The organism is Halodesulfovibrio sp. MK-HDV (assembly GCF_009914765.1).
Taxonomy (GTDB): Bacteria; Desulfobacterota; Desulfovibrionia; order Desulfovibrionales; family Desulfovibrionaceae; genus Halodesulfovibrio.
Map to the genome: position 1 here is coordinate 47,288 of NZ_WYDS01000014.1, position 22,531 is coordinate 69,818.

The window sequence follows — 22,531 nt, forward strand, 5'->3', positions numbered from 1 at the left end:
CAGAGGGGCTTTTATATTAACGGTCTATCTACCTAGATTGAGCACCCTACTCGCGTTTAATTAACTCATAATTAAATGAATAGCTGTCTATTCAACAAAGTATTCTTCGATGAAATTACCTACTCAAACCCTCTGCAGACCGAATATGTAGATCCATCTGTGGGAACGCAATTTCGATATTGTGTTTTCTAAACTCTTTGTCAATTTCAAATCGTAACTCTGAAATAGTCCTTAAAGAATAGTCGATGTCATCAATCCACACTCGAAGGACAAAATCCAGACTACTTGCTCCAAAGTCGTTGAACAGAACCCATGCGCTTGGAGTTTTCAAAACATGCGGATGCGCGTTAGCTATTTCCAAAAGCGTATTCTTTACAAGCTCTGTATCTGATCCATAGGCAACACCAATAGCAAGGTCACGTCGTAGTGTCGGATTATCCTTGGTCCAGTTTGTCACCTGATTGGATATTAAATCAGAGTTTGGAATTATGATCGTAGCATTTTCAAAAGTTTCAACAACTGTGGTTCTAATATTGATTTTTTTAACAGTAGACCACAGTTCGCCGACTTGAATAATATCTTCTTGTTGGATTGAACGACCGAAAAGCAAGATCAACCCACTTACAAAGTTATTAAAGATAGTCTGCATGCCAAAACCAATCCCTACTGAAAGACCACCGGCAATAACAGTCAAACTAGTAAGGTTCACTCCGAGAACGCTCATGGCTAAAATGCCGAATAAAGCCCATAAAGAATATGAGGTGATCGTCTGTAACGAATGCATGGTTCCACGCTTCGCTCTCGGCCACCCATTACCAGTACGCTTAATGTATGTGTGAATTACAGCAATGGCTGCACGAGTCAGGAAAAACAACGCAACGACCATTACAACGTTAAATAGCTGTAGAGAAAACCCTTGCCAGCCAAGTGTAAAACCAGCTGTCGCCTTAAATACTCCAGCTCCAAAGAAGTCATAGAGCCAAAGTCCTGCGAGACCGAGTGCCCCAGTCCATATAAGCGGAGACAGAATACCCATAACGAGTGCCCGTATAAATGGATACAAACCGGTTTCCGGCAAGCGTGAAATTCCGTAGACCGCAAGACATGTTCCTGCCATCCCGATCGTATACGTATAGTAGCCGGTAAATAGAAGCATTCCTCCGAACACAGCCAAGCGCCCGTATCCCATTATTGCTATTACGATGGATAGCATAAGCCCCCAAAACCACGGATGTCGAGAGAGTCCGCCTGAATAGCTTATGAATCTACGTTTCATTACATTAATAATGACCGTTGCAATAATAATCCAAAGTGGAATGGCAAGCTGCTCAGGCATACCAACAACAAGAATTAAGCCACCACCAGCAAAAAGCCATGTCAAAGGAGTTCGAGAAGGCTTGGTGTATTCACTATAGGTGCGCCGGATTATATTCCCAGCCCACATTGCGCCGAAGCTATAAATGCTTGCTCCAAAAATAGAGATCACGCCCGTAGTTTGTGGAAAAAAGTTATGCTCAGTCAGTAAAATAGAGATCCCGACACTTACCACGCCCCATGAAGCACCGAGCTTACGCATTTCAAGTTTATCTTTTTGCTCAAGGAAAATGCGCTTTCCTGCGAACCAGCCTAGGGCCGTAATAGTGGAGAAGACAATCATGAAAAAGAATGCCTTACTCATCCATCCATCTACGGCATTAGCTAGCCGCCCTTGCCAAACTGGAAGCCTTAAAGAAAACCAATTTGTAGGAGAAAAGCTGCTTTGCCAAAAATTCTTAGAAAAAGGAGGGTGTTTTCCGGCTAAAAAATAGTTCTGCCACTTAGTGGGAAGTTCTTGCCCCATGCGAGCTAAAAGAACAGAAGTTCGTTTTTCTAATTTTTCGGCAGAAGCCAACTCTCTTTTAATCCGTGAGAGCTGTTTTTTTAAAGCCCGTTGAAGTTTTCCTAGTCGTCCAAGATAGCTTTTATAATCACCAACAACCGGAGACAGCTTTTTTAAGTCCTTGGTGTTAAGTTCTCCTGATGCACTATTTAAACTTTCAATTCGAGCCTCAACCTGACGTTGAAGATCCTTCAACGAGTCAGTAACTTTCGCCAGCTTATTATCCAGAGTAGCCAAATGCGCGTACAACTCTCGAAGTCCCATCGGAGTGGAACCGGCGATTCCTTGGCTAAGGATTATCTGTTGGTAAGATGAATGATTGGCAAACAAATCTGTCCTAATCTTATCAAGCTGCTCTGCTCCTGCTTCACGCAGAGCATTTTCTTCATCTTCAAGAATTGCCAACACCTTAAGGCGTTCTGTATCTACAATACTTGACTGTTCTTCTACACTCTGAGCAGAGACAGAAAGAGGAATAAGCAGAAGAGAAAATAAATAAAGAGCAATAACAAAACGCTTCATCCGATGGTTCCTTTTGGAAGTGTTCTAAACTTAAGAGTTTCTCAAGTCATGATAACGTGATTATTTAAGCAATTTGCAAGATGTATTGCTTAGGTGAGAAATATTGCAGCACAGTGAACGCACTTTAGAGCTAACTATCCACCTTGCTACACAAGGTCTTCATTAAGCTGTCAGCACGTATTTTTACTACCACCATCCAATTCTCAGCCGCAAGCCCTCTTTCTCGCTTTCAAGGGTGGGTTTCAACATTGTGAAGCCACTATAGTAACTAAATTATGAGGTTAAGAATGGGAGAAATGAATGCATTTACTTTTCTATTTCTATGGAGCTGTCTATGTCTTGTTTCCTTGTTACATGAATAGTCTTCACGAAAAAGCATCTACTTCTTAGTTTCAAATATGATCTAATCCAATAAGCCTCATAAAAACAGAATATTAGAATGAAGAGTTGTAAAGTTAGAAACTGGTACCATTATCCAATGCTCTGTACCCTATACCTTTTTCCCGAAATGAGACTTCTAGCCGCCCTTCACGACTCCATATATATGGATGTATTTAAACACTGAACTTGCCTGTGTGTGGCGTCTAAATACAAAAAAAGCTCTTACACTTTCGTGTAAGAGCTTAGATTGCTTAGGGTCCCAAGGGATAAGCCTTTTATTGATTGAAAAGGAGTGCAACATAAAATAGTTAGGCTGCCCTTTTCACATTCAAAAGTTTTTAAAAACTTGAATCACACAAGCCTATACACAGCTTGTACCGATAAAAAGACTATAGCCGATTGGAACTTCATATTGAGAACAGGTAATGCTACTCAGCAGCTTTGCGAGCTTCTGCAAGCCATGCGTCCCATTTCTCTTTGTTTTTTTCTATCCAAGCGTTGACATGACGTTCGACATCTTTTGGTGATTTTTCACCAGCATTCATAAGACTGTTTTGCTCGTTAATATCAACCAGCGGCAAGGTGAAAACTTCAAAGAAACGTTTTGCAGCCGGGTTTTTTTCTGCAAATTTAATATTTGCGACGACACGAATATCAGAAGCTGCCCAACCCATTTTCAGAGGGCTGCTTATTGCGCCTGACAGGTTTTCTACAGTCATGCTATCAACAACATCTAATTCATCTTTTGACGGGATAATTTTTGGAACATTGATCCAAACAACATCTTTACCCGGCTGTAACTTAAACACGGTCCAGTTTGGTGTCCATGTATAGAAGAACACTGGTTCACCAGCCTGATGAGCTCCAAGATTTGCTGCCATGCTTGCTTCATAAGCAGCTTTGATTGGCTTTACATACTTTTTGAGGTCATAAATTTTCAGATGACGATCGATATCACGCTCACAGGCCCAGCCTGGAGGGCACGCAGTTAAATCAGCTTTGCCGTCACCAGTTTTATCGAACGCGGCTATAACTTCAGGGCGTTTAAAGTCATCTAAGCTTGTAATATTAAGCTCTTCTGCAATTTTTTTGCTAACAAGATAGCCCTGTAAGCCCCCAGCTTTAACAACATAGCCATACACGGCTGCATGTTCAAAGAAATCTCCGCCCATGTAGCTTTTATGGTTAGGAAGCCATCCACTTGGCCAATAATCAACGTCACCCATGACAATTGATTTGTAGGCAAGAGCATTCGCCAAATCTTTTGGTTTTTTTACGTCATATCCGAGCTCTTCGAGCCCTTTTTTAATTAATGCAGACTGGAAAAAACTGGTGCTCCAAGTAGCGCGAGCAGGCTTAATCACAACACCTTTTCCTGGAAGCATAGAGTCAGCAAAGGCCTGACTTGAAAACAAACAAAGAACTATCGTTAACAGCACAATACGCTTAAACATTACTTTCCTCTTTTTCATAAGTTGCTAAATCTATTTGCTAGCTATGGACTGAGTTAATCTATCCAAAATTACTGCAAGTAGAACAATTGCAAGGCCACCCACGGCTGCCTGACCTGTGTCCAAGGTGTTCAAACCAAGAACTACAGGAGCACCGAGACCACCTGCTCCAATCAACGCAGCGATTACAACCATTGAAAGTGCCATCATAATGGTCTGGTTCAATCCTGCTAGAATGGTTGGTAAGGCCAACGGAAGCTGCACTTGCGTTAAAACTTGGAATTCGCTTGCTCCAAAAGCTTGAGCCGCTTCTACTAACTCAGGATGAACCTGACGTATTCCCAAACATGTCAATCTGATAATCGGAGGTACTGCGAAGATAATTGTTGCAATAACACCCGCAGTGTTGCCGATTGAAAACAGCATTACAATTGGTACTAGATACACAAACGCCGGAGTTGTTTGCATTGCATCAAGGACAGGCCGAAGTGCAGATTCAAAAAGAGCGTTACGGCCGGCCAACACGCCAAGCGGTACGCCAATAATTGCACAGAAAAGAACCGAAGCTATGACCATCGCTAGTGTCGTCATGGTCGCTTCCCACAGCCCCAAACAGGCTATGAGTACAAACGAAAGCAAGGAAAAAAATTGCAAGTCGCTTGCCTGAAAATTTCCATGCAAGAAGGGCAATAAGTATGATTGGAATATAAAAAGGAAGAGCAGTTAGCCCAGAAGTCAGGCTTGTTAACGTCACTTCAACTGGAATTTTGATTACCTGAAAAAAGTCTCGAAAGTTATATACGAGCCAATTAATGCCTTCTGAAATCCATTCTGAAAGAGGAATAATGCTCTCGTCTAAAGGAATAAAGTCTCCACTAAGCATGACATACCTCTTCTACTGAATGTAAAATCCGCTCTGGTTGATGCAGGATACGTAAAAAACGGCTCTTAGATACAACACCCATAAAGCGTCCGTCATCATTCAAGACAGGAACTGGACAAGGACTGCCGGCAACAATTGGTTGAATGTCCGTAAGCACATCCCTTAGCCCAATGTTTACCACGTCGTCTAAATATGCTTCTGTCAAAGTAGATGAAGCATTCCCCAGTTCAGCAGCTGTACGCAAGCTTTCTGAAGAAACGACGCCAATCAATTTTTTCTCTGGGGTCAAAATATAGCAATAATCGCGGTCACTATTGCTGAGATATTCTTGAGTAGCAGGAATATTCCCACCTTTTGTGATTATAAGCGTAGGATGGTTATTTAAGACAATATCTTGAGTTGTTAAAATGCCTGTAGGGTCAACACCCTTAAAGAACGATTTAACATAGTCATTGGCAGGCGAACGTAAGATTTCTTCTGCTGAACCAACTTGAACGACAACGCCATCCTGCATAATTGCAATGCGGTCGCCGATTCGTATCGCTTCATCAAGATCATGAGAAATAAAGATAATGGTTCGCTGATGCTGCTGCTGTAAATTTAGAAGCTCATCCTGCATTTCTGCTCTAATGAGCGGATCAAGAGCAGAAAAGGCTTCATCCATCAACATGATTTCAGGATCAACCGCAAGTGCTCGAGCTAACCCGACACGCTGCTGCATCCCGCCACTAAGCTGAGAAGGAGAAGCGTTCTCCCATCCGGAAAGGCCAACTTGTTCGAGGGATTCTTTTGCGCGAATATTTCTTTGCTCTTCAGGAACACCTGAAAGCTTAAGACCGAAAGCAGTATTTTCAAGAACAGTAAGATGAGGCATTAAGGCAAAAGACTGAAAGACCATGCTCATATTATGAAGTCGAAATTGCACAAGTTCATCGTGGGACATAGCAGTAATGTCTTTTCCGTCGACGATGACACTGCCAGCGTTTGGTTCGATCAATCTATTCAACATTCGTACTAATGTTGATTTACCAGAACCTGAGAGGCCCATGATAACAAAGATTTCACCTTCATAAATCGTAAATGATGCACCCTGTACACCAACGCTCAGCCCAGTGCTTTTGTAGATCTCTTCTTTAGAAACCCCTTGCTCGAGTAAAGGCAGCGCCCGATTACTCTTCGTTCCAAAAATCTTATATAAGTCTTTAACAACCACTTTTCCATCTTGAAGATGCATTTAAACCTCATAATTATTGTTGATGAGCTATGAGGCTAATGATTATCGGGGATGACTACAAGGGGGGGAGACGGGGACACTTCGGGGGTGTGTAAAGATGCAACGTATACCCGATTATTCTAAGTCAAGGTCTACCCGATTGGCTAAATATGTTGTCAAAGAAATCTTAGTTCCGCTTAATTTCAGCTTCTTACGAATGTTTTTACGATGACTTTGCAGTGTTTCGAAGGAAATATTTAAAAGTTCAGAGATTTCTCTCCCCTTCATTCCGACTCGAATAAGCTTACAAATCTCGAGTTGTCTTGTTGATAGCGACAGCAATTCGTCCGATACTTCCGTGCTGCTTTCTGAAAACTCTTCAAGGTGTGATTTAAGGATTCCGCTATAACTTCGGCGCAAGTCTTGGGAAGAAACTTCGGCTATGATATCGATTGTTGGTAATAAATACTGCTTAACTTGCTCCAGTACTTCTTCACGAACCTCTTGCTTTCCTTCGTCAACGGTACGGAGAACAGTGCGCAAGGTATTGTCCATTGACTCCAACTCTTCTTCACGATCTTTAAGGTTCTCTTCTAATTCTGTACGAATACTTAGATCTTTCAAAATAACTTGATATAGAAGCTGATCAGACAACCGAACCTGTTTTATTGTGACTAAAACAGGAATTTCTTCATTTGGGCGATTTATAGCAACAAGCTCCCCACCCCAAATTTTTCCACCCGTCAGTCCAGCGATTCCAGATAGCACAACCTGCTTTAATGATTTTTTTATTATTGAAAAAAAGGAAACAGCATCATCTTCAATGCCCAAAAGACCAAACTGCTTTATAGCTTTCGGGTTTGCACTAAGAATAGTAAAATGCTCATCAGCTAGAATTGTTGGGTCTGGAGCCGCATCAAAGAGCGCTGCAAACAATTTAAACGAATCTTTTCTTGCAATAATATTATCTTGCAGATGTCCTTCATATGTCTCTTGTAGCTCCGTTAACGGAGATACAGTCGCAACAAAGCCACCTTTCGGAGCAAGCACCTTCGGAATTGGAATAACCCAAATGTTGCAATCCCCTTGTTCAAGTAAAGAAACTCGACAAGCTTTTCCCGGAGGATAAAGGGACAACATTTCATTAATATCTTTAGCTGCAATATTTAAGAGAGACCACAACGGCTTGCCCGTCACATCTATTTTCCAAAAATTACGAGCACCAACGCTGTTCTTGATAACAACACCTTGGTCATCACAAAAAAGAACAACATCTTCCAATGAATCTGTCAGTTCTTGAAAAGACTCTTCGAATTCCGGTTCTATCAAGTTCAGTAACGTATCTTGCATAGATCTCCTATTCGATCACTCAATTCATATTTTAAGCCGAAACACCTTGATACCTGAAAAAAAGAATTGTTGCAAAAACAGGACAGATTTCCTTAAAAAAAACGAAAAGACGCTTTTACGCTGCTTATGTCGCCGATTAGTTGAAAGATAACTTACTAAAAACGATGGGCTTCGACTTATTTCAAATTTTCCGGGTACTATTCCATTGTAGATGTTCCAGGAGTGGTTTGAGCCGCAGTCGTCAGTAAACTTAAGAGGTGGTTGATATGGTCCCGTGAGTTATTTTCATATCTCCGTAGCAGGTAATGTAAAAACAATTGGAATAATTAGGAGAGGGACAAACGAAATGGATGCCAGAACGAACCATATTCCATAATGATCAGCTACTGAGCCTAAAAGAGGAGCGACAAGGCCACCGATGGAAAAAGCAACTCCTAGCGTCATGCCCGATGAAAATCCGATATGGTTTGGAAGATATTTTTGTCCGCTCACAATTGTCGGCCCATAAGTCATTAACAGAAATGCACCTGTAGGAATAAGAAGAAGAGTCGCAATATGAACATTATCAAACCATGCTAGTGCAGGTAAACAAGGACTTAGGCAAACGCACCCTAAAATGATGATTTTGACATGACCAAAACGATCCGCCAGCTTTCCTCCGAGTAAAGTCCCAACGACTCCTGACATGGAAAATACTGTTAATGCTGCAGCGCCAGCAGTTTCAGACTGATGAAGAACCTTGACCCAATACAATGGAATAAAAGTTATTAATCCATAAAAGACAATCGACTTACCAATGATAGTCAGAGTAAGTTTCAGAAATGCGTTCCAGTTGTCTTTTTTGGGAGCTGATTCGTTATGTGCGACAACGACATTTTCAATTTTCTCCAAAGACTCAAAAGAAGAAGATTGCGTGAGCATTAAAAGAATAGTGAGACTTGCCGGAATCAACATTACTATCGATCCCTCAAGCCCCCAGTGAAGAACAGATGTTGTAATTAGCAGAGGTCCCAGAGCAAAACCAAGGCTACCCCCAACACCAAAAATACTCATTGCTGTTGCTTTCTTCAATCCACCCGCAAAATTTACATAACGAGCCGCTTCAGGATGAAATGCAGCACTGCCAATTCCACAAATAACAACAGTCGTTATTAAAGCGAGATAGCTAGGAGCAAAGCCGATCATTGCAAACCCACTACTTGCCAGAAAAAGCGCTGCGGGAATAATCCATTTGTAAGAAAGTCGATCTGCTAAATACCCGAACAAGGGTTGAACCATTGTTGAAGTAAGAGTGAAAGCAAACACAATTCCTGTCGCAGCCGTATAAGACAAGTTGTTTTGCGTAATCAAAAATGGCAACAACGCAACGATTGCCCCTTGATTAAGATCGTTTGTTAAGTGCCCCGCAGACAGCATTCCAACCATTCGAATATTCATACTATTGTTCCATAATTATAGATAATTTAAGATTTTCAATAACGCACGAATGTACTTTATCAACAAATAGTTATATCTTTCTCGCGATATGAAGACAAAAATTATCTCAAATCAGACAAATACATATGGAGAGGATTTTCCTGACAGATTGATGGACAGTCCACATAGGATAATTGCCACACAAGCCGACTATCCAGACGGACTTTCATATCCATTTCATCACCATCTTCCTATTCAATTTTTGTACGCTTCGGAAGGTGTAATGACGGTGACAACACCGCAAGGTATTTGGGTTGTTCCACCATTTCGTGGAGTTTGGATTCCTTCAGAGACCAAACACCAAATATTTGCTCCCGGGTATCTATCTTTGCGCTCACTTTACATAAGGCCAGAGACAATATGCGATCTTCCTACGCAATGTTGTGTGGTATCTGTTCCACCTCTTCTCAGAGAGTTGATTCTTCATGCGGCTGAATTCCCAGTAGACTATCTTCACAATAGTCCAGAGGAGCGGGTCATGGATGTCATTTTAGATATGATTCAAGCTCTAGACACAGCCCCTTTGCAGCTCCCAGTGCCTCAAGATGAACGTCTTCTTAAGATCACGGCCCATATTATCCAAAATCCAGCATGCCAAAGACGATTGGACGAATGGGGGCATATTATTGGGGCAACAAGCAGAACTTTAACGCGCCTGTTTCATAAAGAAACCGGGATGAGTTTCAGCCAATGGCGACAACAGGCTAGATTGTTAGAAGCCTTACGGCAATTAGCGTGTGGGGAATCAGTAACTTCCGTGGCTATGAACCTTGGATATGATAGCGTGAGTGCGTTCGTAGCGATGTTTCGTAAAAACCTTGGAAGCACTCCGGGGCAGTATTTCAATTCCCCACCATATAAGTGAGGAATTGAGAATAAGACTAGGGAAGGGAGGAGATGAATGGCATAGAAAGTAATTTTTTTTAAAGCCAAGGAAACTATAGCGCTTTTGGGTACTGCTCAGGTAGTAGGCTCTATGGAAAGATTACAACGCGATGAAATTGACCTGATAACAACGTGCGCCATGTGTTGCTACTATTGCCCGCGCAGTTCCAGAGTTTGCAAAATCTGATAAAGTTGATGTTCTATTTGCACAGCACGACTATCGTACACTCCGATAAACGCATATCCGTAACGCTCTACAGTTTTGTATCCGACAAATACAGTGACTTGGCTTCCCCTATACTTTCCTTTGTAAACAATAACAGAATCTATAAAATTATGGCTCACATTCTTCTGTTGACCACCGCTCTGTGTAAAGGGAAATTCTTTTTTAAGATCAGAATTCATATAATCAGTAAAAACTTGCCTTGAAAGATTAGTAGCCCAATCGACAGCTACAAGCGAAGCCATTCCGTATCCATTAGCCGACTCTGCATGGACTGTTGTTGAAGCACCATCCATACTTTCAACATATTTCCAGTCAGGTGGAATTTGTAAGGTAAATCCGGCAAGATCATTTTTTATTAACTGATTAACTTGCGGAGTTTTTTTATTTATAGAATTTTTTTTTGGACTTCTTTGAGTCCGCAGGTGATTTAGAAATGACGTCGGACTGTTGATTCTTCGTTTTTTCAAACTCTTTTTCAAATCCATTTTGCGCTGCGTCAGCACTATTCTTTTTTATTTCAGCATAGTCTTGATAATAAAGTACGGATAATGACCTGACATCATTTTTTACCTCAGCCCAATTGAAAAATGATAATGACCAGCCTGCAAGAGTGATCCATAGCAATACGATTATCCAATACAATATTGGTGCATTATCACGAGGGACATCTTCTAACAAATAAGTTTGTCGGTTTTTTTATGTCTATGAGTGCCCATAGCGTGAAAAGCACCCCCCACACCCAATACCAATCAAAAAGCAGCCCGATTGCGATTAAAGTTAGCCCTAGAATTGAAAGCCAATATTTAGGCTTGTGTGTAGCCATAGAACTCCTCAGTGATGTTTTATTCCTATCACTCGAGGTAGTGATGTTTTTTGAACGAATTTTTTCATATTCTTTATACTTTATCCTGTCATTTAACGATGGTGAAGTGACATTCTTTACCCTTTTTGTACGTTCAATCTCTCTCCAGAACCACTCGGTACCCTCTTCAAGTTGTTTTGGAGTCATCCCCTTAGGTTGAAAAACAGCATTGCTACCATCATAAAGCGCCCAATCTTTACTGAGAATACGTCCTTCTGCTTCTATTTGAGCAAATTGCTTTGTTCCGGGGAATGGAATGAGGATAACTGCTTCAACACTGTCGATACCTATCTGTTTGCAAAATTCCAAACTCTCTTTAAAAATTTCTGGTCCATGAGAGTCAAACCCAAAAATCATAGAAGATAGAATAGATACACCGTGACTATGGAATACTTCTATTTTTTCTCGGATGGATTCTGGTTCTACAAAACCTTTGCCTGTGCCACTCAGGGCATCTTTTGAAGGTGTTTCGATACCGATTAATAATTCTCGACAACCACTTTCAGCGGCTGCCTTCAGAAGCTCTTCATCGTCTGCGAGCTTAATTGTGGCTTCTCCTACCCAGTTAATATTGAGAGGCTTAAGTGCATTAAATAATTCCAGTGCATACTCTCTATCTGCTGCCAGATTATCCGAATGAAGTTCAACCCAATTTGTAGATAATGCTTTAATTTCTGCAACGATATTCTCAACGGGACGTCGCCTGAATTGATTGCCGAAAAACGGTGGAATCACACAAAAATCACACCTATGTACACACCCTCTGGTAACAAGAACAGACCATATGTGTTTGTACCGTGATGGAGGTATCAAATTCACTGGATACGGCTTGAGTGTTGCCAAATCAACAGGGTTTTTTCGTTGGTAACATTTAGCTAAAACACCTGCTTGATAATCTCTGAGTAGTTCTTCCCACACCCCTTCTGCTTCCCCAAGCAATAATGCATCACAATGTGGTGCTGCTTCTTCAGGCATAAAGGAAGCATGTAGGCCTCCAAGTACTACGGTGTATCCCTTCTTCTTGTACTTTTCTGCCATTGCATATGCATGAAAAGCATCAGGCGTATGAAAAAAAATAGCCACTATATCGGCCTTAACTCTAAAGTCTGGGCGCATATCTATTGTTTCATCGCAAAGCTTGACCCCAATATCGAAAGGTGTAGTCGCAGCCACGGAAAATATATTCTGTGGAGGTGACCCAAGAGCCTTTTTATACTCTTTAAAAGGGCCTGGTGCTGATGCTTTTATTAAATACACATTCATCTTATTTCTCCATGCGTGATAACAGGTGCTACATTTTAAGCGAAGTTGCTCCCGATACAAATAACGACACAATATGTTCTGCTAACCAAGTACTATCCTGCATATTCGACACAATCGTAGGTGAAAGTCCCTTAGTATGCACACCATAGAATCCAAAGGCATCCATTAATCCAAAGAGTGAAAGTGCAGAGAAATGCGTTTGTGGGTGGTCTTCTGGTTTCTCGAGAATCCGAGCTATAATTTTAGATAAAAAATGCAGTTCAGAATGGAAATATCGCTGAATAATATCGTTGGATATTGCTTCTGGGGCGACTGTATTTCGAGAAACTAGAGCCACTCGCCATTCTTGTCCGTCTTGTGTGACATATCCTTCCACACAGCCTTGAACATATGCGAATAATGCTTGAGTAGAAGGCAGCTTGAGTAAAGCCTGTTGATCTTCTTTAGTTGTTGCTACACTTCGACATGCATCTTCAAGCACCCCCACATATAATGCTTCTTTGTTTTTAAAATGGTAGTTTAACGCGCTTAAATGGGTATCGGCTGCACTTACAATTTCGCGCACAGTTACTGCTTTAAAGCCTTTTTCTGCAAAGAGTTGCCCTGCTGCCTCGATTATTTTGAGGCACGTAATTTCCGAATTTTTTGAAGTCCCCACAATTTTCTCCATATTTTATAAACTTGAACTAAAACACTTGATAGCATTTGAACAAGTATTCGAACATTTGTATCGAACAAATGTTCGATACGCAATTAAATTTTTTAACATTAAAATTAAGACAGTTACGTAAGTCGTATTATTTTATCGAAAGTTACTAATGAAATTCAACTATGCTGGGCTCTATCTTGTCCTTAGAGAAAGCCATGGTGAACCTGATCCACAAAAAGGGCTTCACGACATAAGTCGTAAAGCCCGAATCAGACATTATCTTTCTGTTACAAACTGTTACTCGTTACAAATACCTAAATCCTGCCAAGCACCCCATTGTCCATCTGAGCCAGGTTCGGTGTTTTTTGTCCACCACTGGGCTTTCCAAAGATGTCCGTTGGAAGATGCCTGATTACCCGCCACATAGACTTTGTTAACCTGCCAAACCGCAACGGTACACTCAGCTTGGCTCCCACCAGTCTGCCCTCCTGAAGGCGGATCAACAGGACTTTCATCACCAGTAGAAGCTGGCGGAGTCACGGATGTATTGCCACCGCATGCCCCAAGGTCTTTCCAAACTCCCCAAGCACCGCCGGTGCCAGGTTCGTTACTCTGAGTCCACCACTGAGCTTTCCATTGGTGTCCTTCGAAAGAGACTTGGTTGCCTGTGGTATACACCTTGCTGGATTGCCAAGCATCACCAGTGCACACATTACCAACAAAAATAGTTACCGAAGCCGAATTGCCAACAGCTCCTGCATCATCAGTGGCTGACGCCGAAAGTTGATACGTCCCTGTTTTTACATCAGCTATTGTTATATTAAAAGGTAATGAAGCGCCGACACCCTGAGAAATGCCATCCAGAAAAAATTCAACCACGCCAACGGAGCCATCATTGTCACTAGCCGTAGCTTGGACGCTTACATCGGCTCCTGCTGTAAATACCGATTTATTAGCCGGAAACGAGATGGTTACTGTAGGAAAACTGTTTCCTAAGTCGTCCTTCACGTATTTTTGAAAAACCTCAGTGAACGCAGATTTTTTTTGATCCACTCCACTACAGGTTGCGGAAAGAGATCCCGGGCAGCCGCCATTATCACGACCTGTAGACCACATCGATAGCATCCCCACCCAAGACAACTGTTCAGGTGCTACAGCCCATTCGTAAAGCTGCTGAGCATCTTTCAAATAAAATCGTTCTGAAGTGACGTCATTTTGACCAATCATTGGTGTGATACCAATTTGGGTGTCCACACCAAGTTCAACCATCTGACGATGTGTATTGGTGGCTGCATCAATGGCGTATTTCCCCATCTTACCTTCAGGGCTAGGTGCCGGATAATCGCCGTAGTCCATAGCCATGATATTTACCAGATCTACGCGAACCCCGTTTTGCTTGGCATTTTGAATAATAAAAAGCCCCTGCCCCGTGAGTCCTTGAGGCAAAACCGGCAGGCAATACGCCACCTTAAGCTCAGGGTTGGCAGCTTGAAGACCTACAATAGCTTTGTTTCGACGATCAATGGAAGCGCGGTCAGCTACAGCCGCTCCTTCAATATCAAAGTCAACCCATGTTAGCTTGTACATGTCTATCACAGATTGATACGCGGCCTGAAGTTCTGCAACATTACCATGTTTCAAGGCCAACTCTGTACCGCTTGCGCCGCCAAAGGAGACAATCACATCACCGCCAGCTCTTCTAACGGCTTCAACCTCTTCTAAATAGAATTTATCAGCCACCGGATAATATCCGCCCCAAGAGGGTTTTCCTGATGTGTCACTGACGACAAAGGCAAGTGTTGTATAGTTCTGAGAAGTCTTTTTTTGGTAATCAGAAATAGAGAAGGTAGGCCAGCTGCATACATCAACGTACGGAGCAAATATTTTGGAAGGAAAAGCCGCCAAAGAAGAGACGACAGATGTTGCAAGCAATGCCACAGAGCAAAGGATTAAGAGTATATTTTTCATCAGCATTCCTTTTTCGATAGGGATGAAGGCCAAGATTATAGCCTTCATCCCCTCGATCAAGTCCGACTCAATCGTGGTGTTAACCCGTGAACCGGACTAACACATTTTTATTTAGAGCAAATGCCCAAATCTTTCCAAGGGCCCCATGCACCACCAGTTCCTGGCTCGTTGCCACGGCTCCACCACTTCGCTTCCCAAATGTGTCCATTATGAGAAGCACGGTTTCCCGCTACATAGGTAGCGCTTGTAGACCATGGAGTGGCTCCGCCGCACTGCGAGTCCTGAGTGATTGTGGCGTTGGTTTGGATGGTAGCAGTTGCACCATCCCCGTCAGTCACCGTAAGACGCACTGCATATTTGCCTGCGGATGTGTAGGTATGGCTTACGGATTTACCTGTAGCTGATGCTCCGTCGCCAAAGCTCCAAGCGTAGCTGTAGACACCGTTGCCACCAGACGCACTCCCCGACATGGAGACAACTTTGCCAGCTTCACCTGAGTAAGGGCCACTTGAGAATGCACTTACAGGATCAGGTGTAGGCGTAGGAATAGTCTCATCCTTAGTGACAGTGATCACCGTTGTAGCGCTTACTAATCTTCGTTTACCATCAAACACATTCACAATGGTTGGATAAACACCTTCGGTGGTAAAGGTATGGGTTACAGGATTGCCTGTCCCCATTCCACCAGGACCGAAACTCCAAGAGTAATAATAAGGCGCAATGCCTCCCTTAACTGTGGTCTCAAGTTGGAGAGATTCTCTTACTTTCACAGAATAAGAAGCAGGCAAGCTCGCTGAAAACTCAACAGGCTGTGTATTCTCAGTGACATAAGCAGTTGCACTTGTAGAAGTTTTCAGTCCAGAGTTATCCGCTACGTACACAACTACTGGGTATGTACCCTTCGTGCCATAGATGTGGCTCACTGGGTTTCCAGTGGCGCTGCTTCCGTCACCGAAAGTCCACGTGCATGTGTAAGGAGCCTTGCCCCCTGCAATAGAAACTGAAAATGAAGCGCTGGCTCCGGCCTTTGCTGAAACAGTTCTAGCCATGCTGGCTGCAAGTTTAGGGACTGGATTTACGGAAGATTCATTTGCGAAGACTTCATTGATCTTGTTCACCAATTCGGACTTTACATTACTGTACTTCACAAGCTTGGGACCATATTTAGTGGCAGTTCCACCAAGTTCCAAGTCTCCGTAAACAGTCCATACAATGGTTCCGCCAAAACCGTTATCTACAATGTATTTAGATTTTACGGCAACGGATTCAGGGTTTTCAAAGCTTAAGAAGTAGTTGCCATTGGTAAGGTAAGGAACTTCGGCTTCTGTATCCCAGTGGTAAGTCCAACCACTTCCAGACCCCAATGCTTTTTGTTTAACAAAGAAGTAGTTAGGTGTGCCGTCGTAAACGTCCTTAGGCCAGTTTGTGTAATCAGCACTCGTGACGATGTTGCCATCAGGTTGGATAAATTCATCACGTTTTACTGTAGGATTGTTTACCTCTGCACCATCTTGGCAAATTACACCGCGACCATAGAAAGGAATGCCCATGTTTACTTTTTCACGGGGGATTCTGGCACTAATAATGTAATCGCGAAGGGCGTCCCAGTTAAATCGGGAAAAGTCAGAGTTGTTGTAATCGTGGACGTTAGAGTTGAATCCTGCTTTATCAGACCAACCACCGTTAAAGTCGTAGGTCATGAAGTTGAAGAGATCCATAACTTTATCCAGCTCAACCCAGTCAAACCCTTTCAACTTTTCAGAATCAACAGAAAAAGCTGCTGTCAGGAGTTTGTCATTACCGATTGCGGCTCGGATTTCGCGCATGAGAGTAAGGAAGTTTGCGTAGTCAGCTTGTTTGCCGGTGAAGTTCATGCCGGTAAATGGCCCTGGGTATTCCCAGTCGATATCAACACCGTCAAAGCCCATATCTATAAGCTGCTTAACGCCTTTTATGAAGTTAGCACGCTTGGCAGGACTAGCGGCTACATCAGAGAAGTGACGACACATACTCCAACCACCGATGGAGGCTACAAGCTTTACGCCGTTGGCATGAGCCTCGGCGATAAGACCTTTTGCACCACCAGGCTTAGGTAAAGGAAGAGGTAAAGGCTGGTTATATACACCCCAGGAAGGGTTAGACCAAGTAGACGAGCCTGCGGATGTTTGAAAACCGAGAGCATTAGCTTGCTTGGCTACAGATTCATTTATCCACCAAAGTCCCTGCATTTCGCCATACAGAATGTGGAGGTCAAAACTGCTGTAGACATCTGTATTCAGAAGACCTGCTGGTTCCTGAACTGTGCCCTCTTTGTAAATGTTTTTATTTCGGAAATCTCCGCTGTGCAAAGAACCGTCTTTGGCCACACCGAAAAAAGCGAAGTTGAGTATTGTGTATTTACTGAAATCCACATTCATATGTGTAAGAGCACCCTGCTGAGGAACCCCTGCTTTTTGCTCTTTCCAAGCATCCCAGTTTGTGATGTACCCCACCACATTTTTACGGTGATCATCGGTATTAGCTGAACCACCAGTATTAACAGCAGCAAAAGCTGTGCTCAAGAAAAGTGAAATAAAGAATGACAGTGTAACAAGCCAGGTAACGGGATTATGTCTTGTAAGACAACTCAAGAGTTTTTTCATGGCATCTCCTACCATTTTGGGATCAAACCCATTGTTACCCCCTAGCCCCCGTGTTCGGTTCACACACAGATGTGTTTTGCTTTAGCAAAGGACAACATCTGTTGAGTACCTCCTTTTGGCAATTTCATACGTTTTGCAGAAGTGATTACAACTTATGTTTTTCTTTATAAAATGCAGAAAAGAAAAATCCTAAATGCAATCAAACCGCTTTAGCACCTCATCCCTCCTAGACATAAGTTAAGTTGTTCATTGGTAAACATGAAATCAAATTGGTTTTCAAAAGTTTTATCATTATTGCCAGCTATAAATACAAACCTTACAGATACTTTGACTTCAAATGCTCAAGCCTTTTCACATCTTTAGAAAGTGACAAGATTGTTCTTTGTTGCCCTCTAAAATATTTCATCGAATGCTTTTGAAGCTTATAATGTTGTAGTAATTTTTTTTACTTATGTTTTATTAAGCAAAACAAAAATTTTACTTAGTAAAAGAACAAAAAAGTTACTTTATTTGAAGCAACAAAAGATATTCTGAAAACACATATACATTCATATTTATTTACGTCAAGTAACCAAGTACTTTTTTTGCTTATTTTTTGATTTAATACATTTTTTATAAAAATTTACTCATAACATTAATTTAATTTATAATCTTTTTTTGTTTTATTTAGCGCATGAAAATCAATTTATGCATTTAAAAAATGAATAAGTGTCAAAACTTTGTTTAATAAATTCTTTTTTGTGTTTTTTTTTACAATCTTAAAAGTTGTTTCTTTCGTATATATATTTAAGTTTTATTTCATGTTGCCTTCAATACATAATTTCAAATTCAAATTACATTCTATTTAGTTTAAACACATGTAATAAATAATAAAATTAATTCAAAATACAATTCTCTACACTACACCACAACAGTACTTTTATTCTAAATAAATACTGCACGTCGATGCATTAGAGTGAACAGTTCTAAGAAAAGTATATTACAACAAATAAGCAGCGTACCTACTGCTGAAATGAACAAAAAAGCTCTCGCACAAGGGTGCAGGAACTTATTTTTAAGACTTATAAAGACAAACATCATAGCCAACACGATAGTGATAAGAATCACAGAAAGTTGGGAGAAAGATTTGAAGCTGTAATCTGGTTAAGGTTTGTTCTTAGACAGGGAAAAGCATCCCAAAAAAACTACGATATTTGCAATCGAACAGATATTTCCACTTGATGACAATGAGAAGCTAATCCCCCTAATCTTCACTTTTAATTTTATAGGCGTAACAGCTTATTATTTATATTTTTTTACCATTGCCCATTACGCGTTATAAAAAATGAATCCACTCACCCTCTTGATCATGAGCAAATATCATACTAAAAAAATTAGATATCTTGAGACAGGAGGCATTAGGACTGAAGTAAAAGATACGAATACATCTTATTAAAACCAAAACAGTGCGTTATAATATGACTGCATTGTCCATTGTTGTTTCTCAGTATTCATTGGCACAAACTACCTTGGCTCACCGCCATTCTTAGCATAACGGCATGCTAAGTGTGCATTACGCTGAATGCTGCTTCCCGTAATAAACAGTTCGTTATTTCAAAAAGAAAGGAAGAATTATGTTCGTAAGAACCATTCTTAGTTGTTGCCTTTTAGTACTTCTCTCCATTCCTGCTAATGCTTACAACCAACTGCCAGGTGAAGGGGTAACGATTAAGCCAGCACGTGCCACATGGGTTAGCGGATACTTCCATGAAACCATTATTCGAAAAGGACTTGAAGAACTGGGTTATTCTGTAAAGAAGCCAAAAGACCTTTCTCCAGCTATTTTCTACAAAGTTGTTTCATTGGGAGATATCGACTATTGGCCTAACACATGGTTGCCAAACCAGAACCACCTGCTTAGCGACAGTGTGAAGGAAAGAGCTTCCCAGGTTGGTTATGTTCTCAAAGATGAAGGCTTACAAGGCTACTTAGTCAGCAAAGAATACGCTGATAAGTTTGACATTAAATCACTGGACGACTTTAAACGCCCGGAAGTAATTAAAGCCTTTGACCGTGATAATGACGGCAAGGCAGATCTTACCGGCTGTCCTTCCGGCTGGGCTTGTGCAAAGATTATCGATCGCCACTTAAAAGAAAACGGACTGAAAAAATACGTTCGACATATTCAGGCCTCATACGAAGCAGCCATGGCTTCAAACCTTGGCGCTTACAAAAGTGGTGAGCCAATTTTCTACTACGCATGGACTCCAAGCTGGACTGTCTTCAAATTAAAACCCGGCAAAGATGTTGTATGGATCAACGTTCCAGAGAAATACAACACACCGAGTGAGAAACCTCTGGAAAACGTAGTAGGTGCAGTCTCTTCTCCTATTAATATGGGATTTGAAGTTGCAAGCATTCGAGTTACAGCGAACAACAAGTTTCTTGAAAAGAACCCTGCTGCAAAGAAATTCTTCACACTATTCCGCATGAGTGTTGGCGACATGAACGCGCAACAGGTTAAAGTTCAGGAAGGCAAGAAGTCTCAAAAAGACATCAACGCTCAGGCTGATGAATGGATTGCAGCGAACAAAGAACTCTGGAATAGCTGGCTTGATCAGGCTCGACAGGCTGCAAACTAATACCATAACCTTCATGGTAACTCTGAAGTCTCTCTCCTACTAAACGGCAGAAAAGACAGAACGCTCTTACATAAAAATGTAAGAGCGTTCTTTTTTTAATATTTTTTGCCAGCTTGAATGACAGCCCAATTAACATTCCGAAACATACACTTCGAGTTTTGTATCTGCTAAAAACAATATGTGTCACTGCTTGCCATATATTGTTCTCAAGTCTTTGAGTGCCAAAGAAAGAAAGCCTATTTCCTAAATTTCTCAGTATCCTGAATTCTGTATCAGGCAGCATCTGGAACTCAATATTCCATAAACAATTGCTAACAGGATCCCTCTCGCAAAAGATTTTGTTCTTGTGGCAAAATAATCACTTGTTGTTAAATTGAATGCGCTGACTAGTTGTAAAACAATTCTGTCCTTGCAGCTGGTCAAAATAATTAGAATATCTTTTCCCCTCATGATTTCTTTCCAGGCCGTAAGCATCATAAGCGTAAGAGGACAGGCGCTATCCGCCTTGCAGCTTTTGGGTGTGGTGTTACTATTGGCGGAATTGTTTTAACGGCTATTTCGTAGTTAATGGGACATATTCCAAGGAGGAACTAACAATGCCTATGTATCTCTGTCATTACACTTGCAATCCTGCCGCTTGGCCCGTCGATCGTAAGAAAGAAATAGAGGTCTGGACCTCAATGGTTAAAGATGCCGACATGCTGGCTGAAGGTGAAGGGCCGGTTAAATTTAATGGCTGGATCACCAATACAGAAGGGTATGCTTTGGTTGAAGCAAAATCCAAGAAGGAAGTCATTCTATTATGTGCGAGATTCTGGCCATATTTCCATAACGACATCAGAGAAATAATTCCAGCGCACGAAGCTGGAGAGGCAATTCTGACAGGCGCCACTCAAGGTTGGGAAAATCGTTAAAAAGATGACGCCTCGTGCGTGAGGTAATGAACATTGTGTGTACCATTGTTCAGTGCGTACTTCACACTCTTATCTACTCTTTCAAATGAAATGCACGCAGTCGATATGCTATATAATTTGTTCCACAATAGATTGAATCCGTTATGAAGAGGGAACCTAGAAAGCTACCCTAGTTATAAATCGAATCGGTACAGAAAAAATTTGAAATTCTTCCGTCATCAGATAGGTGTTACCTTACAATAAGCAGAAGGCTCTTACATTTTCATGTAAGAGCCTTCTTGCTGACCTCCGCCTATCCCCCTTCTCTACCACTGTCGTCTTAAAATTAGTCCGATTTCTAAGTGTTGCAGCTGGAAATATGTAGTTTGCACAATTGCGTAAGGCTACAACCTAAATCACACTTTACCAAGAAATGCTGAATGGGCTTCTTCTAGTGCCCTTGGAATTTCATCAGTACGTCTTTCATGTGCATCATTCGCGCAAAATAGAGACCGCTATGTTTGAGGAAAAAGACGCAAGGAGCAATTACATAGCGGGGCTTCGTACGAAATTGGTAACAGAGCAACAAAAGACGTTTCTCAATGTTAGTTGTTGTTTTCGACGTGGTAACGTGCACTGGACATCGGTACTGTTGGGTATTTCGCCACATCATTAGGAGTAAAAACAATCACACGGGCTATGCTTGTTCGACTGGCAAGGCGATCATACATTTCAACAAGGTAGTCAGAGCATTCAGACAAGCCTTTCTCTTTGATGAATTTGCTATATTTTTCAAATTGTTGCGTCGTATCTAAAGCATTCATGCTGTAAGTGTTTTTACACCAATCTTTATCCCACTTAGCCACTTTCTCCCCACCAAGTTGCTTGAAGTAATTATTTCCTGCTGGGGATGACATACGTTGAACAAAAAGAATCGTTTCGCCATCGGTATATATTTTTGAATGCATGGTCCCACGCGGAAATTGGCCGCTCACTTCCGTATTCAGAGGGATATTTACTGAGAGTTGACCTATTTTTTGAAAATCAGATGGAATAGTAAGCGCATACGCGCCACTGCCTATTTTACTACCTGAACTATCAGTATCAGTTTGAGGTGATCGTTCAAAAAAAGAGACAATTAATCTTTTAATTACATTCATATAACAACCTAACTTTTTTGACATATTGCGAAATCGTTCGGGATATTTCAATTTTGGACGGTGAAGCAAATCTGTATAGCGATTAAGTGCCCTGTTACCAATGAAATGTTCTTATAAACTTTCTTGTTGAAAGCAATCTGCAATTTATTAAACACACGTAGTCTGCGTCAGTTTTGTTGTCACGTGCAATCAGTGATCTTGTTTCAA

The 22,531-nt window shown here is 41.5% G+C and carries 15 protein-coding genes; 3 read left to right on the forward strand and 12 right to left on the reverse strand.

The window, feature by feature from the left end; all coding sequences use genetic code 11:
• Window positions 1-115: 115 nt before the first annotated feature.
• The 6 genes from MKHDV_RS11850 to MKHDV_RS11875 all read right to left on the reverse strand — a co-directional run bounded on the left by MKHDV_RS11850 (window position 116) and on the right by MKHDV_RS11875 (window position 9,116).
• Window positions 116-2,401 carry a mechanosensitive ion channel family protein gene (locus tag MKHDV_RS11850; protein WP_160715561.1) on the reverse strand — a complete coding sequence of 762 codons (2,286 nt, stop codon included), beginning with the start codon at window positions 2,399-2,401 and terminating at the stop codon, window positions 116-118.
• Between the two features lie 809 nt (window positions 2,402-3,210).
• Complete coding sequence (gene proX / locus MKHDV_RS11855) at window positions 3,211-4,236, reverse strand: glycine betaine/L-proline ABC transporter substrate-binding protein ProX (RefSeq protein WP_160715563.1); 1,026 nt, start codon at window positions 4,234-4,236, stop codon at window positions 3,211-3,213.
• A 30-nt stretch (window positions 4,237-4,266) separates the two neighbouring features.
• The gene (locus MKHDV_RS11860; protein WP_254060468.1) at window positions 4,267-4,824 is read right to left on the reverse strand and encodes a proline/glycine betaine ABC transporter permease; all 558 of its coding nucleotides are present in this window, start codon (window positions 4,822-4,824) and stop codon (window positions 4,267-4,269) included.
• Window positions 4,825-5,108: 284 nt separating this feature from the next.
• Complete coding sequence (gene proV / locus MKHDV_RS11865; protein ID WP_160715565.1) at window positions 5,109-6,350, reverse strand: glycine betaine/L-proline ABC transporter ATP-binding protein ProV; 1,242 nt, start codon at window positions 6,348-6,350, stop codon at window positions 5,109-5,111.
• 114 nt (window positions 6,351-6,464) lie between these two features.
• Window positions 6,465-7,679, reverse strand: coding sequence for a LuxR C-terminal-related transcriptional regulator (locus tag MKHDV_RS11870; RefSeq protein WP_160715567.1), 1,215 nt, complete (start codon window positions 7,677-7,679; stop codon window positions 6,465-6,467).
• A 285-nt stretch (window positions 7,680-7,964) separates the two neighbouring features.
• On the reverse strand, window positions 7,965-9,116 hold the full coding sequence (locus tag MKHDV_RS11875) for an MFS transporter (RefSeq protein WP_160715568.1): 1,152 nt from the start codon (window positions 9,114-9,116) through the stop codon (window positions 7,965-7,967).
• 517 nt (window positions 9,117-9,633) lie between these two features.
• On the opposite strand from MKHDV_RS11875, the gene MKHDV_RS18715 reads away from it, so the two are divergent.
• Window positions 9,634-10,020: a helix-turn-helix domain-containing protein gene (locus MKHDV_RS18715; RefSeq protein WP_216846915.1), complete on the forward strand. Its 387-nt coding sequence runs from the start codon at window positions 9,634-9,636 to the stop codon at window positions 10,018-10,020.
• Between the two features lie 170 nt (window positions 10,021-10,190).
• Here the strand turns inward: MKHDV_RS18715 and MKHDV_RS11885 are convergent, their stop codons facing one another.
• From MKHDV_RS11885 to MKHDV_RS11905, 5 genes are all read right to left on the reverse strand, one after another.
• Window positions 10,191-10,751 (reverse strand): hypothetical protein, encoded by a 561-nt coding sequence (locus tag MKHDV_RS11885; protein WP_160715572.1) that lies wholly within the window; start codon window positions 10,749-10,751, stop codon window positions 10,191-10,193.
• A 170-nt stretch (window positions 10,752-10,921) separates the two neighbouring features.
• Window positions 10,922-12,391: a radical SAM protein gene (locus tag MKHDV_RS11890; RefSeq protein WP_160715574.1), complete on the reverse strand. Its 1,470-nt coding sequence runs from the start codon at window positions 12,389-12,391 to the stop codon at window positions 10,922-10,924.
• Window positions 12,392-12,419: 28 nt separating this feature from the next.
• Window positions 12,420-13,049 (reverse strand): TetR/AcrR family transcriptional regulator, encoded by a 630-nt coding sequence (locus MKHDV_RS11895; protein WP_160715576.1) that lies wholly within the window; start codon window positions 13,047-13,049, stop codon window positions 12,420-12,422.
• A gap of 288 nt (window positions 13,050-13,337) precedes the next feature.
• On the reverse strand, window positions 13,338-15,008 hold the full coding sequence (locus MKHDV_RS11900) for a carbohydrate-binding protein (protein WP_160715578.1): 1,671 nt from the start codon (window positions 15,006-15,008) through the stop codon (window positions 13,338-13,340).
• A gap of 107 nt (window positions 15,009-15,115) precedes the next feature.
• The gene (locus MKHDV_RS11905) at window positions 15,116-17,650 is read right to left on the reverse strand and encodes a glycosyl hydrolase family 18 protein (protein WP_160715580.1); all 2,535 of its coding nucleotides are present in this window, start codon (window positions 17,648-17,650) and stop codon (window positions 15,116-15,118) included.
• A gap of 1,613 nt (window positions 17,651-19,263) precedes the next feature.
• On the opposite strand from MKHDV_RS11905, the gene proX (MKHDV_RS11910) reads away from it, so the two are divergent.
• Window positions 19,264-20,271, forward strand: coding sequence for a glycine betaine/L-proline ABC transporter substrate-binding protein ProX (gene proX / locus MKHDV_RS11910; RefSeq protein WP_160715582.1), 1,008 nt, complete (start codon window positions 19,264-19,266; stop codon window positions 20,269-20,271).
• A 596-nt stretch (window positions 20,272-20,867) separates the two neighbouring features.
• Entirely contained in the window at window positions 20,868-21,185 is a 318-nt protein-coding gene (locus tag MKHDV_RS11915) for a hypothetical protein (RefSeq protein WP_160715584.1), read from the forward strand.
• A gap of 584 nt (window positions 21,186-21,769) precedes the next feature.
• Here MKHDV_RS11915 and MKHDV_RS11920 read toward each other — a convergent pair.
• Window positions 21,770-22,324 carry a hypothetical protein gene (locus MKHDV_RS11920; RefSeq protein WP_216846916.1) on the reverse strand — a complete coding sequence of 185 codons (555 nt, stop codon included), beginning with the start codon at window positions 22,322-22,324 and terminating at the stop codon, window positions 21,770-21,772.
• Between the last annotated feature and the right edge of the window lie 207 nt (window positions 22,325-22,531).